At 65.3% G+C, this 13,765-nt stretch carries 13 protein-coding genes; 6 read left to right on the forward strand and 7 right to left on the reverse strand.

Translation table 11 applies throughout. The features are described 5' to 3' along the window. Positions 1-10: 10 nt before the first annotated feature. From BI327_RS04655 to BI327_RS04675, 5 genes are all read left to right on the forward strand, one after another. Positions 11-1,531: a M81 family metallopeptidase gene (locus BI327_RS04655; protein WP_076858569.1), complete on the forward strand. Its 1,521-nt coding sequence runs from the start codon at positions 11-13 to the stop codon at positions 1,529-1,531. Positions 1,532-1,537: 6 nt separating this feature from the next. Next, positions 1,538-2,710 carry a M20 aminoacylase family protein gene (locus tag BI327_RS04660; RefSeq protein WP_076858570.1) on the forward strand — a complete coding sequence of 391 codons (1,173 nt, stop codon included), beginning with the start codon at positions 1,538-1,540 and terminating at the stop codon, positions 2,708-2,710. Continuing rightward, entirely contained in the window at positions 2,703-4,121 is a 1,419-nt protein-coding gene (locus BI327_RS04665; protein ID WP_076858571.1) for an amidase, read from the forward strand. Before BI327_RS04660 ends, BI327_RS04665 begins: the two co-directional genes overlap by 8 nt. 131 nt (positions 4,122-4,252) lie before the next feature. Continuing rightward, the gene (locus BI327_RS04670; RefSeq protein WP_076858572.1) at positions 4,253-5,143 is read left to right on the forward strand and encodes a crotonase/enoyl-CoA hydratase family protein; all 891 of its coding nucleotides are present in this window, start codon (positions 4,253-4,255) and stop codon (positions 5,141-5,143) included. After that, on the forward strand, positions 5,140-5,817 hold the full coding sequence (locus tag BI327_RS04675) for an alpha/beta fold hydrolase (RefSeq protein WP_076858573.1): 678 nt from the start codon (positions 5,140-5,142) through the stop codon (positions 5,815-5,817). The genes BI327_RS04670 and BI327_RS04675 overlap by 4 nt, the downstream gene beginning before the upstream one ends. On the opposite strand, the gene BI327_RS04680 is transcribed toward BI327_RS04675, so the two are convergent. The 4 genes from BI327_RS04680 to BI327_RS04695 form a co-directional block, all read right to left on the reverse strand. Further along, entirely contained in the window at positions 5,818-7,863 is a 2,046-nt protein-coding gene (locus tag BI327_RS04680) for a methyl-accepting chemotaxis protein (RefSeq protein WP_076858574.1), read from the reverse strand. A gap of 112 nt (positions 7,864-7,975) precedes the next feature. Next, the gene (locus BI327_RS04685; protein WP_076858575.1) at positions 7,976-8,950 is read right to left on the reverse strand and encodes an NADPH:quinone oxidoreductase family protein; all 975 of its coding nucleotides are present in this window, start codon (positions 8,948-8,950) and stop codon (positions 7,976-7,978) included. After that, positions 8,950-9,561, reverse strand: a complete 612-nt coding sequence (locus BI327_RS04690) for a 2-hydroxychromene-2-carboxylate isomerase (protein WP_076859206.1) — start codon at positions 9,559-9,561, stop codon at positions 8,950-8,952. The genes BI327_RS04685 and BI327_RS04690 overlap by 1 nt, the downstream gene beginning before the upstream one ends. 99 nt (positions 9,562-9,660) lie before the next feature. Beyond that, positions 9,661-10,365 carry a glutathione binding-like protein gene (locus BI327_RS04695; protein ID WP_076858576.1) on the reverse strand — a complete coding sequence of 235 codons (705 nt, stop codon included), beginning with the start codon at positions 10,363-10,365 and terminating at the stop codon, positions 9,661-9,663. Between the two features lie 98 nt (positions 10,366-10,463). Between BI327_RS04695 and BI327_RS04700 the strand changes: the two genes are divergently transcribed. Next, on the forward strand, positions 10,464-11,486 hold the full coding sequence (locus tag BI327_RS04700; protein WP_076858577.1) for a methionine synthase: 1,023 nt from the start codon (positions 10,464-10,466) through the stop codon (positions 11,484-11,486). Positions 11,487-11,503: 17 nt separating this feature from the next. On the opposite strand, the gene BI327_RS04705 is transcribed toward BI327_RS04700, so the two are convergent. From BI327_RS04705 to BI327_RS04715, 3 genes are all read right to left on the reverse strand, one after another. Then, the gene (locus tag BI327_RS04705) at positions 11,504-12,130 is read right to left on the reverse strand and encodes a hypothetical protein (RefSeq protein ID WP_076858578.1); all 627 of its coding nucleotides are present in this window, start codon (positions 12,128-12,130) and stop codon (positions 11,504-11,506) included. A gap of 172 nt (positions 12,131-12,302) precedes the next feature. After that, complete coding sequence (gpt, locus tag BI327_RS04710) at positions 12,303-12,830, reverse strand: xanthine phosphoribosyltransferase (RefSeq protein WP_076858579.1); 528 nt, start codon at positions 12,828-12,830, stop codon at positions 12,303-12,305. Positions 12,831-12,836: 6 nt separating this feature from the next. Continuing rightward, on the reverse strand, positions 12,837-13,589 hold the full coding sequence (locus tag BI327_RS04715) for a competence/damage-inducible protein A (protein WP_050625549.1): 753 nt from the start codon (positions 13,587-13,589) through the stop codon (positions 12,837-12,839). Between the last annotated feature and the right edge of the window lie 176 nt (positions 13,590-13,765).

Below are 13,765 nucleotides of genomic sequence, written 5' to 3' on the forward strand. Positions count from 1 at the left end.
GACCAACTTGATGACCCGCATTGCCGTTGGCGGCTTCCTGCACGAGACCAATACCTTCGCACCGACGAAGGCAACCTATGACGACTTCGTGCACGGCGGCGGCTGGCCGTCGATGACGCATGGCGCCGAGGTGCTCAAGGTCATGCGCAAGATCAACGTCGGCCTCGCAGGCTTCGTCGAGGCCGCGGAAGCCAATGGCTGGGAGCTGGTGCCGACGATCTTCGCCGCGGCGAGCCCGTCGGCGCATGTCAGCAAGGATGCGTTCGAGCGGATCGTGACGGAAATGGTCGAGGGCATTGTCGCGGCGGGGCCAATCGACGCGGTCTATCTCGATTTGCACGGCGCCATGGTCACCGAGCATTATGACGACGGCGAAGGCGAGACGCTGGCACGCGTCCGCAAGGCGATCGGCCGTGACCTGCCGCTCTTGGTGAGCCTCGATCTGCATGCCAACGTCTCGCCCAAGATGATCGAGCATGCCGACGCGCTGATCGCCTACCGGACCTATCCGCATGTCGACATGGCCGACACCGGCCGCGCCTGCGCCCGGCATCTGGCGCTGATGCTCAAGTCAAGGCAGCGGTTCGCCAAGGCATTCCGCCAATTGCCGTTCCTGATCCCGATCAGCTGGCAATGCACCAACGACGAGCCGACCAAGGGCATCTACCAGAAGCTCGCCGCGCTCGAGAGCGACGCCGTGCCGACGCTGTCGTTCGCGCCGGGCTTCCCGGCGGCCGATTTCAGGGATTGCGGACCGAGCGTGTTCGCCTACGGCCGCACCCAGGCCGATGCGGATGCAGCCGCTGACAAGGTCGTCGCCCTGGTCGAGAGCCATGAGGACGATTTCGACGGAAGGATCTATTCGCCCGATGAAGGCGTGCAGCTCGCGATGGAATTGGCAAAGTCGGCCAGCAAGCCGATCATCATCGCCGACACCCAGGACAATCCCGGCGCCGGCGGCGATTCCGACACCACAGGCATGCTGCGCGCGCTGGTGCGCAACAAAGCGAGCGCCGCGACCGGCGTGATCTACGACCCGCAATCGGCCAGGGCCGCGCACACCGCCGGGATTGGGGCCACAGTCACGCTCGAGCTCGGCGGCAAGTCCGGCATTCCCGGCGATGCTCCATACAAAGAGACTTTCGTGGTCGAACAGCTCTCGGACGGCAAGTTCGTCGCGCCCGGTCCCTATTTCGGCGGCCGCGACATGGATATGGGCCCCTCGGCCTGCCTGCGGGTCGGCGATGTCCGCGTCGTCGTCGGATCCTACAAGGCGCAGCTTGCCGACCAGTCGATGTACCGCTATGTCGGCATCGAGCCGACCGCGCAGAAGATCCTGGTCAACAAGAGCTCGGTGCATTTCCGCGCCGATTTCGAACCGATCGCGGAGAAACTGCTGATCTGCGCTGCGCCCGGCGCGATGCCGGCCGATACCGCCACGCTGCCGTGGAAACATTTGCGACCCGGTATCCGTATCAAGCCTAACGGCCCTAGTTTCACACCCACCTCCCCATCACGCACAAACGGATAGAGAGCCATGCCGACCATTGAGCGCATCGACAGTTTTGCCGACGAACTCACCGCCATCAGACGGGATCTGCATGCGCATCCCGAGATCGGCTTCGAGGAGGTGCGGACATCAGGCATCGTCGCCGAGAAGCTCTCGAGCTGGGGCATCGAGGTGCATCGCGGCCTCGGCGGCACCGGCGTGGTCGGCGTGCTCAAGGGCAAGGGCAACAGCAGCAAGAAGATCGGCCTGCGCGCCGACATGGACGCGCTGCCGATGGAGGAGAACACCAATCTGAAGTGGCGTTCCACCATCCCCGGCCGCTTCCATGGTTGCGGCCATGACGGCCACACCACGATGCTGCTCGGCTCGGCGCGCTATCTCGCCGAGACCCGCAATTTCGACGGCACCGTGCATTTCATCTTCCAGCCGGCCGAGGAAGGCCTTGGCGGCGCGCGCGCCATGATCAAGGACGGCCTGTTCAAGCAGTTCCCGTGCGACGAGGTCTACGGCCTGCACAATGCGCCCGACCTGAACCACGGCGAGATCGCGATCCTGCCGGGCCCGGCAATGGCCGCGGCCGACTTCTTCGACATCAGGATCCAGGGCTATGGCGCCCATGGCGCGATGCCGGAGCGTTCCAAGGACGCGGTCGTGATCGCAATGACGCTTGGGCAGGCGCTGCAATCGATCGTCAGCCGCAACGTCGACCCGCTGCAGGCTGTGGTGCTGTCGATCACCCAGATTCATTCCGGTTCGGCCTACAACGTCATTCCCGGCGACGCCTGGATGTGCGGCACGGTGCGCTGCTTCTCCGAGGAGATCCGTGCGCTGATCCGCAAGCGCATGCGCGAGATCGCCGCCGGCTTTGCCGCCGCGTATGACGCCGAAATCTCGGTCGAGATCCGCGACGGCTTCAGCGTGCTAGTCAATCAGGAAGAGCAGTCCCGCGTCGTCGAGGAAGTCGCGCGCACCGTCGTCGATCCGACCAAGGTGATCACCCGCTCGACGCCGAAGATGGGCAGCGAGGATTTCGCCGACATGATGCAGGCCGTTCCCGGTGCGTATTTCTGGGTCGGTCACGACGGTTCAGTGCCCGTGCACAATCCCGGTTACGTTCTCGACGACAAGATCCTGCCGATCGGCGCCAGCATGTTCGCCCGCATCATCGAGAAACGTATGCCGGCAGGTGCGCATGCATAAGCCGAAAGCGGACGCCATCACATCGCTGCACGATCTCTCGGCCGTCGACCTGCTCGCCGGCTATCGTGCCAAGCAGTTCTCGCCGTCGGAAGTGCTGGAGGAAATCATCTCCCAGGTCGCGACCTGGGAGCCGCACATCAAGGCGCTGTATCTGTACGACCCGGAAGGGGCGCGGAAGGTCGCCAAGGCCTCGACCGAGCGCTGGCAGCAAGCCGAGCCGGCCGGTACGCTCGACGGCGTGCCCGCGACCATCAAGGACAATGTCGCAACCAAGGGCCAGCCGGTGCCGCTCGGTGCGGCGAGCGTCAAGCTGGCGCCCGCGGAGAAGGATGCGCCGCCCGCCGCGCGGTTGCGCGAAGCCGGCTGCGTGATCTTCTCCAAGACCACGATGCCGGATTACGGCATGCTGTCGTCGGGACTGTCGTCGTTCCATCCCCTCACCCGCAATCCCTGGGACGTCAGCAAGAACCCCGGCGGCTCGAGCGCCGGCGCGGGCGCGGCCGGTGCCGCCGGCTACGGCCCGCTGCATCTCGGCACCGATATCGGCGGCTCGGTGCGGCTGCCGGCCTCGTGGTGCGGCCTCGTCGCGCTGAAGCCGAGCCTCGGCCGCGTGCCGATCGATCCACCCTATGTCGGCCGCGTGGCGGGGCCGATGACTCGCACCGTCGATGACGCCGCGCTGATGATGAGCGTGCTGTCGCGTCCGGATCGCCGCGACGGCATGAGCCTGCCCGCGCTGGAAGTGAACTGGAAGGCGCTGGAGAAGTCGCCGCGCAAGCTGCGCATCGGGCTGATGCTCGATGCCGGATCTGGCCAGAAGGTCGAGAAGGAGGTCCGCGAGGTCGTGGTCAAGGCGGCGAAGGCGTTCGAATCCGCCGGCGCCGTCATCACCGAGATCGACGGCATCCTGACGCCCGAGATGCTCGAGGGGCTCGACAGTTTCTGGCGCGCGCGGACCTGGGACGAACTGTCGAAATTGTCTGAGGCCGACCGCGGCAAGACCCTGCCCTACATCCTCAATTGGGCCGAGGCTGGCGCAAACCTCTCCGGCGTCGACGTGGTGCGCGGCTTCAACCAGACGATGGCGATCCGCGCGGCTGCCGCAAAGCTGTTCTGCGAGGTCGACTACGTGATCTCGCCGGTGTCGCCGGTGGTGAACTTCCCCGCGGAGTTCGCCGCACCGCTCAACGACCCGGCAAAGCCGTTCGAGCACATCTGCTTTACCGTGCCGTGGAATATGTCGGAGAATCCCGCGCTGTCGATCAACGCAGGCTACGACAAGAAGGGCTTTCCGATCGGCGTCCAGATCATCGGTCGCCGCTTCGACGATATCGGCGTGCTCGGCATGGGCAAGGCGTTCGAAGGCCTGCGCGGCCCGCAGAAGCCGTGGCCCGCGCCGCCAAAGAAATAGCGCCTCGACGCAAGTTGGATGTGCCGGCGACGCGCCGGCGCATCCGACTTCTTCACAAGGGATGATTGCCGGGTTAACTGAATGACGACGCACGTCGCGCATTCAAAGAAAACCGAGAGGAAATCATCCCCATGGCGTATGAGACCATCAAGTACGAGGTCGCCGAGCAGATTCTCACCATCACGCTGAACCGGCCCGACAAGCTCAACGCCTTCAACGCCACGATGCAGCAGGAGCTGATCGACGCGTTCGACAAGGCCGACAAGGACGACGACGTCAGGGCGATCATCGTGACCGGTGAAGGCCGCGGCTTCTGCGCCGGCGCCGATCTCTCTTCCGGCGCCAACACCTTCGACCGCGACGCACGGCGTGGCCCGGTCAAGCGCAACGCCGACGGCAGCGTCGACTACAGCGATCCGCAGGTGCGCGACGGCGGCGGCCAGGTGACGCTGCGCATCTTCAAGTGCCTGAAGCCTGTGATCGCCGCGGTGAACGGTCCGGCGGTCGGTATCGGCGTCACCATGCAGCTGGCGATGGATATCCGCATCGCGTCGGAGGCCGCGCGCTTCGGCTTCGTGTTCTCCCAGCGCGGCATCGTGCCCGAAGCCGCCTCGAGCTGGTTCCTGCCGCGCATCGTCGGCATCTCGCAGGCGCTGGAATGGTGCTACTCGGGCCGCGTGTTCCCGGCACAGGAAGCGCTCGCCGGGCGACTCGTGAGCAAGGTGGTGCCGCCGGATGAGCTGCTGCCGACCGCGCGCGCGCTCGCCAAGGAGTTCGCGGCCAAGACCGCACCGGTGTCGGTGGCGCTGATCCGCCAGATGATGTGGCGCATGATGGGCGCCGACGATCCGATGGAGGCGCACAAGGTCGACAGCCGCGGCATCTATGCCCGCGGCCGCTCCGAGGACGTCAAGGAAGGCGTGGTGTCGTTCCTGGAAAAGCGCCCGGCGCAGTTCAAGAACAAGGTCTCGTCCGACATGCCCGACTATTTCCCGTGGTGGCAAGAGCGCGACTATAAGTGAGCGAACGGCGTCCCGCGTCGTCCACACCTGACGGCGTCGTCCTGCTGCATGGAATCAGCAGGACGGCGCGCTCGTTTCGCAGGATGGAGCTGGCGCTCAGCGATGCCGGCTTCGCCACCCTCAATCTCGACTATGACAGCCGGCGCAAGCCGCTCGATGCGCTGGCCGAGGATATCCACCCCTCACTCGATCGCTTCGCGCGGGGCCTCGACGGCTCCGTGCATCTCGTTTGCCATTCGATGGGCGGCCTTTTGGCGCGCGTCTACCTCGCACGACATCGCCCGGCCCGGCTCGGCCGCGTCGTGATGCTGGGCACACCGAACGGCGGCAGCGAGATCGCCGACCGCCTGAAGAACCTCCCGCCCTATCGCGCCTACTTCGGCCCGGCCGGCCAGCAGCTCGTCACCCGCCGCGATGCTGCGACCAGCGCATTGCTGCCCGCAATCGATTATGAGGCCGGCATCATTGCCGGCAACCGCTCGGTCTATCCGATCACGTCCATGCCCCTGCCGCGGCCGCACGATGGCCGCGTCTCAGTCGCCAACACCAGGCTCGACGGCATGGCCGATCACATCGTGATCCGCACCTCGCATCCCTGGCTGGTGCGCAATGCGGAAGCGATCGCGCAGACGATTGCTTTCCTGCGCGACGGACAATTCGCAAGGATGCGCTGATCAGGCGGCCTTGATGCCGCTGATGAAGCTCTCGACGTGGACGCGCATCCGCGCCGACTGTCGCGACAGTTCCTGGGAAGCCCCGAGCACCTGACCCGCCGCCACCCCAGATTCCTCCGCCGCACCGGTGACCGCACCGATATTGGCAGAGATGTCGCCGGTTCCCTTGGCCGCGTGCTGAACGTTGCGCGCGATCTCCTGGGTCGCCGCGCCCTGCTCCTCGACGGCACTGGCGATCGACGAGGCGATCTCGTTGATCTCGTCGATCGTGACCGTCATGCCCCGGATCGCGGTCACGACGTCGCCTGACGTGGCCTGGATCGCGCCGATCTGCGCCCGGATGTCGTCGGTCGCCTTGGCGGTCTGCTCCGCGAGCGTCTTGACCTCGGCGGCAACCACGGCAAAGCCGCGGCCAGCATCACCGGCGCGCGCCGCCTCGATCGTGGCATTGAGCGCGAGCAGATTGGTCTGGCTTGCGATCTCGCTGATCAGCTTGACGACGTCGCCGATTTTCTCCGCGGCGGCGGAGAGCCCCTGCACCGTCTCATTGGTACGCCGCCCATCGGCTGCCGCACGCTGCGCGATTTGCGCCGACTGCGTCACCTGCCGCCCGATCTCGCCGACCGAGCCCGACAATTGTTCGGTCGCAGCGGCAACTGTCTGCATGTTGCTTGACGCCGCCTGCGTCGCTTCGGCGACATTCGCGGCCTGTTCGCTGGTCTTGCCGGCGCTCCCGCTCATCAACGCGGCCGTCGACTCGAGCTGTGCGGATGCCGATATCACCGCGTCGATGACCGCGCCGATATCGTCTTGGAACCGGTTGGTGAGGTCGCCTACGCGCGCGACGCGGGCCGCACGCTGGTTGACGGCCTCACTTTCCTTCGCGGCGAGGTCGGCGGAGCGGATCATGCTTTGCTTAAAGAACTGCACCGTCCGCGCCATCACACCAATCTCGTCGCCGCGATCGGTGGCGCCGACTTCGAGATCGAGATTGCCTTCCGCGAGCGCGGTCATGTTGGAGGCCAGGGTGTTGATCGGCACCGTGATGCTGCGCGCCATCGCCAGCACCGCAAGCGATCCCGCGAGCAGTGCCAGCAACATCAGTCCGGCCACCGCACCGAGGCTCATGGTCGCGTCTGCCTTCTTGTCGATCATCAGGCGAGACAATTCGGCGGCAAGCCCGTCTTCAATTGTCTTGAGCATGTCGATCCGGACGGTCGCGGCGTCGAACCAGGATTTGCTGTCGAGCGACTTGAAGTCCCCGGCAAGCCCGCCCTGCTCTACCGTCTTGCGCATGGCATTGAATGTATCGATGGCGTTGCCCGACATGGTTCGGGTGAACAGCTCACGTGCTTCCCGCGACGCGGCAGCGCGGAACGCGCCGAAGAAGCTTTCTTGGGCCGCCGCAAGGCCAACCGCGCGGACATAGAGCTGCGGCTCGAAGCGGCCCGCCGCGATGCCGCCGGCGACGGCCGCACGCTCCTGCCCGGCGCGCTCCTTGCCTTCGATCAGATTGGCGTAGGCGGCAATGGATTTCGAAATCTCGTCGTCGTGGCTCAGCTTGGCAATGCCGGTGATGACCGTGATCAGCCGGCCGATCGTGTCGGTGAGATAGCCGACGGCGGCCGGCGGCGCGATCGCAAGGCCATCGATGTCGGCGCGGTGCAGGTCGAGCTGACCGACACCGTCCTGGGCCGCCTGCGCGGCCGCGGCGATGTCCCCGGTTCCCGACTGCTTCAGATCCGCAAGCACTGACGTTGCGACCGACCGCTCCGTGTCGGTGCGTTTGCGCTGCTCGCCGAGTTCGCCGCGCATCTGCGTGCCCTTGCTGCCGAGATAGGCCGACGACAGGCCGCGCTCGCGCTGCAATTCGTGCACCAGCCGGCTGAGCTTGCCGACGCCCTCGGCGATCGGCTGCATCCGGGCGATGTCGGAACGCACCGACCACTTCGTCGAGATGTCGTAGATTGCGATCGCCGCAAAGGCGATCAGCGGCAGCAAGGCGGAGAAAGCAATCCGATAAAGTATCCTGGTGTTCTTCAGCATGACTCAACCCCGGGTTGGTTCATGCCTACATTCGATTGGTAAAAAAGCCCTGCGGCAGCGCCGCCGAAGTTTTGGGCAGGCGCTGCGCAGAACATTTGCAAAGGCCGTAGTTCTACCGAGTGATCAACGCCACGCGCCCGATCGCCTTGCGCTCGATCAGGAGCCGCATCGCCTTCGCAAAATCCTCCAGCGGCAACCGGTGCGAGATGTTCGGCCGCACCCGGCCCGCCTCGGCCCATTCGCTCAGCGCCTTGAACCTGACCTCGCCGAGCGCGGGGTCCTTGCGCACCGCCTCGCCGGCGCGCACGCCGAGCACGCTCGCGCCCTTGATCATCAACAGATTGGTGCGGGCAAGCCCGATGCCGCCGGTGAAGCCGACGACGAGAATCCGCGCGCCCCAGTTGATGCAGCGCATCGAGTTCTCGAACACCTCGCCGCCGACCGGATCGAACACGACGTCGGCGCCACGGCCGTCGGTAAGACGCTTGACAGCGTCGCGGAACGGCTCGCGCGCGGTGAGCACGAGATGATCCGCGCCGCGCGCCTTGGCGATCGCAAGCTTCTCCTCGGATGAAGCCGCCGCGATCACGGTAGCGCCGAGCAGCTTGCCGATCTCGACCGCGGCCAATCCGACGCCGCCGCCGGCGCCATGCACCAGCAGCACCTCGCCCGGCTTGATCTGCCCGCGGTCGATCAGCGCGTGATAGGCGGTGCCGTGCGCGGCAAGGAAGGTCGCGCCTTCCGCATAATCGAAGGTCGACGGCACCGGCACGAGCTGCGCCGGCACAGCGACCGTCTCGTCGCAATAGGCGCCGTGCCGCATCTTGACGATCACCCTGTCGCCGACCGCGACACCGGCAGCGTCATTGACCTCGACGACATCGCCGGCCGCTTCCGAGCCCGGCGTGAACGGCAGCGGCGGCTTGAGCTGGTACTCGCCCGCGGCCATCAGGATGTCGGGGAAATTGATCCCGGCGGCGCGGATCGCAACGCGCACCTGCCCCGGCTGCAACGCCACCGAGGCAAAATTCTCGAGCTGAAGGCGCTCGGGCGGGCCGAGCTCGCGGCAAACGACAGCTTTCGGCATCAGGCAGCCCGCGCCTTGAAACGGGCCAGCGCCTCGCGGATCAGCGGCAGGCGGTCGTTGCCGAAATACATGTCGGTCTTGTCGAGATAGATCGTCGGTGAGCCGAAGCCGCCGCGCGCCATCACCTCCTCGGTGTTGGCCTTGAGCTGATCCTTGATCGCCTGGTCGCCGATGCCGGCAAGGAATTGTGCCGGATCGATCCCGAGCTTGGTGCAGATCTCGGTCAGCACCGCATCCTGCGAGATGTCCTTGTCGTCGCCCCAATAGGCCTCGAACACGGCGCGCGCAAACGGCACCATCTTCTCGTTGCCGAGCCAGATGCAGCCGCGCATCGCCTTGACGCTGTTCACCGGAAACACCGTCGGCGGCATCTTGATCGCAAGGCCGGCCGAGCGCGCCCAGTCGGCGAGATCCTTCTTCATGTAGCGCGCCTTCAGCGGCACCGGCTTCTCGCGCTGCGCGTAAACCGACGGATTGACGGTGTTGAAGATGCCGCCGACCAGAATTGGCCGCCAGGTGATCTCGGCGCCGAACTCCTTCGCCAGCGGCTGGATGTTATGCCAGGCGAGATAGGTCCACGGACTGGAGCAGTCGAAGAAGAATTCGATCATGGCGTTTCCCTTTGTCTTTTCCGCGTTCATTCTCGTCATTCCGGGATACGCCGCAAGGCGCTGGCATCGCAACCGTGTCGCGCCGCGGAATAACGGGCACTATTTTTTCTCGACCAGCTCCTTGGCACGCGCACCGAACATGTTCTTGCGTGATTCCTCGTCGAACGGCTCCTTGACGAATTTTCCGATCGCAAGTCCCGCCTGCACCTGCGGTCGCGCGCGCACGGTCGCATACCAGCGCTTGATGTTCGGGTAGTCGTCGAGGCTGAAGCCCTGCGCCTTGTGGGTCATGGTCCAGGGGAAGCAGGCGATGTCGGCGATCGAATAGTCGGGGCCTGCGATATAGGCGCCGGTCTTGCCGAGCTGGCGGTCGAGCACGCCATAGAGCCGCGCGGTCTCGTCGCGGTAGCGCTCGATCGCGTAGGGAATCTTCTCGGCCGCATAGAGCGCGAAATGGCCGTGCTGGCCGAGCATCGGCCCGAGGCCGCCCACCTGCCACATCACCCATTGGATGGCGGTCGAGCGCGCACGCAACTCCCTGGACAGGAAGCGGCCGGCCTTGTCGGCGAGATAGATCAGGATCGCGCCGGTCTCGAACACCGAGAACGGCCCGCCGCCGTCGGCAGGCGCATGGTCGACGATCGCGGGGATCCGGTTGTTCGGACTGATCGCCAGGAATTCCGGCCGGAACTGCTCGCCGGCGCGGATGTTCACCGGGATCACCGTATAGGGCAGCCCCAGTTCCTCCAGCATGATCGAGATCTTCCAGCCGTTCGGCGTCGGCGCGTAGTGCAGGTCGATCATCGGCGTCTATTTCCCATCACAAAGACTTTTGTTGTTCTGTACGTCCAGCTTAGGACATGGCACACAGGCGCTCAATCAGAACCCATCGGGAGGCACCCATGCTGTTTCCAACCACGATCGCAGGCTCCCTGCCGAAGCCGGAATGGCTCGCCGAACCGAACATGCTGTGGGCGCCCTGGAAGTCGGAAGGTGCCGAACTCGCCCGCGCCAAGCGCGACGCCACGGTGCTTGCGGTCAAGCTGCAGGAGGACGCCGGCGTCGACATCGTCACCGAAGGCGAACAGGCGCGCCAGCACTTCGTGCACGGTTTTCTGGAGCGGATCGAGGGCATCGATTTCGCGCACAAGGTCGAGATGGGCATCCGCAAGGATCGCTACAAGGCGATGGTCCCGCAGGTGGTCGCACCGCTGCAGCTCAAGGGCCGCGTCCATGAGAGCGAGGCACGTGCGGCACGCGCCCACACCAAGAACCGGCTGAAATTCACCATGCCCGGCCCGATGACGATCATCGATACCATCGCCGACCAATATTACGGCGACCGCGTCAAGATGGCATTCGCCTTCGCGGAGCTGTTGAACCAGGAAGCCAAGGCGTTGCAGGCCGACGGCGTCGACATGATCCAGTTCGACGAGCCGGCCTTCAACGTCTACATGGACGAGGTGCGCGACTGGGGCATCAAGGCGCTGGAGCGCGCCGCCGAGGGCCTGACCTGCGCCACCGCCGTGCACATCTGCTACGGCTACGGCATCAAGGCCAACACCGACTGGAAGCAGACGCTCGGCGGCGAGTGGCGGCAATATGAAGAGACCTTCCCGGTGATCGACAAGAGCACGATCCAGCAGGTCGCGATCGAATGCCGCAACTCGAAGGTGCCGATCGAACTGCTCGCCGCCCTCCCCGGCAAGATCGTGCAGGCCGGCGTGATCGACGTCGCCAGCGACGAGGTCGAGACCGCTGAGGATGTCGTCAAGGTGATCGAGGCTGTGGCGAAACACGTGCCGAAGGGCAATATCATCGCGACCACCAATTGCGGCATGGCGCCGATGCGACGCGACATTGCCGAAGCCAAGCTGATCGCGCTCGGCGCGGGTGCGAAGCTGGCGCGGCAGCGGCTGGCGTAACGACAGCGCCGGCGGGATTATCCGAGCGCGGCGGCCGCGCTTGGATGCAGCACCGGCCGATAGCCGGACTGAAATGCACGGACGGTCGACGGCGGCGTCAGCAGCATCGCGGGCGCGGTCACGTCGGCCCGCTCGTAGCCGGCGAACGACCAGCGCGACGTCTTGCCACCGGCGATGAGATAGCTCTCCGCGGCCACCAGCACCATCGTCCCGTCGGGCAACTGATCAATCGGCAGCGGCAGCGGATGCAGCCGCTTCTTCTTCCGACGATCCAGCCGCTCGGCGTGCAGCACCGCATCCATCGCCTTGGCGCTGAGATCGCTCGTGCCATTGCCTTGCTCCCAGGCGGCGCGAAACCGGTTGGCGTCGTCACGGCGACAGTAGAAGCAGGGCCGGTGTCCGGCCGCAAACGCAGTGGCTTCATCGAGGAAGAACAGCTCGGTCCAACTCTGACGGCGCATCACCTCGCGCCGGCGCCCCCTGAACTCGCAGACGCAGGTGAGCCACGCCGGGCTCGACCAGCGCTTGTTCAAAAGCGTCCGTGTCGCGGGATCGTGGATGATGCCGCGATTGCCGGTGAAGGTGCCACGATGGTCGGTGGCGATGATGTCGCCTGTCGGGGTGACGCGGTTTTGCAGGGGCATGCTTCTTACTTCCCCCTCGCCCCGCTCTTGCGGGGAGAGGGTCGGGGTGAGGGGCTGCTTCCGCAAAGATATAGTGGAAGATGAACTCGTGGTGAGTCCCCCTCACCCGGATCGCATTGCGCTTCGCTGCATGCGATCCGACCTCTCCCCGCGAGCGGGGCGAGGTGGAAATCTAGGCCGCCCCATCCCTAATCGGCGGCTGGAACGACAGCGCGGTGTCCCAGGGAAAGAAGATCCAGGTGTCCTGCGACACCTCGGTGATGTAGGTGTCGACCAGCGGGCGCCCCTGCGGCTTGGCGTAGACGGTGGCGAAATGCGCATCGGGCAGCATCTCGCGCACCAACTTGCCGGTCTTGCCGGTATCGACGAGGTCGTCGACGATCAACAATCCCTTGCCGGTGCCGCCGCCGAGCTTGGCGGTCTGCTCCGAAATGCCTTTGAGCACTTGCAGGTCGCCCTGCTTGTCGTGGTCGTAGCTGGCGACGCAGACGGTATCGATCACCCGCAGCCCGAGCTCGCGCGCCACAATCGCGGCCGGCACCAGCCCGCCGCGGGTGATCGCGACCACCGCGTGAAACGGACCGACTTCATTGAGCCGCCAGGTCAGCGCCCGGCAGTCCCGGTGGAATTGATCCCACGAGACCGGGAACGGCCTGCCGGCCCGCTCCTGCGCACTCGGTTCAGAATTTCGTTCAACCATGTCGCTTCAACCCGCCGGCTTCTTCTGCGCAGCCTGTACCTGCTTCAGCATCTCCTTCACCGCAGCCATCGCGGCGGCGAGCTTCTCCGGATCGCGCGAGCGGACCACCAGATTGGTGTTCGGCTTCTGGTTCTCGTCCTGGAATGGATAGCTGCCGATGATGGTGTCGGGATTGGCTTCCGCGATCGCCCGCAGCGGGCCGCCGATGTCGCCCTCCCTTGCGTCGGCCCGGACCGAGTCCGACAGCATCCGCACGCCGGACTTCAGGGTCGGCGCCACGATGTCCATCATCGCCTGCATGATGGTGGGGATGCCGGCCATCACGATGACATTGCCGAGCTTGAAGCCCGGCGCCAGGATGGTCGCACTCTGGATCAGCTCGGCGCCATCGGGCACCCGGGCCATCCGCAGCCGCGCCTCGTTGAGGTCCTGCTCGCTCCAGCGCTCCCTGAACCGTGCCACCACGTCGGGGTGATGATGGATATCGACCCCGAACGCCTTAGCCACGCTGTCGGCGGTGATGTCGTCATGGGTCGGCCCGATGCCGCCTGTCGTGAACACGTAGGTGTACCTATGCCGCAGCGCATCAAGGGCAGAAATAATGTCGGCCTCGTCGTCAGCGACGACGCGGACCTCCTTCAGGTCGATGCCGATATTGGTCAGGTATTCGGCGATGAAGCCGATATTCTTGTCCTTGGTCCGGCCGGACAGGATCTCGTCGCCGATCACCAATATCCCCGCCGTGACGATCTCGCTCATGGTCGCATTCCCTTAACTTGATCCCCTGACATTGCCGATCCAATGCCTTGATGTCACGGGGTTTTGCCGCCGAATTAAGCAGACCTCAGCCGGTTTTTCGGGCAGGCCTTCCGCCTCACCCTTAGCAAATGCCACAGGCCAATGCATATCGCGCTGGCCCGCCCCTTGCTACCATC

The sequence above is a fragment of the Bradyrhizobium mercantei genome (assembly GCF_001982635.1).
GTDB lineage: Bacteria > Pseudomonadota > Alphaproteobacteria > Rhizobiales > Xanthobacteraceae > Bradyrhizobium > Bradyrhizobium mercantei.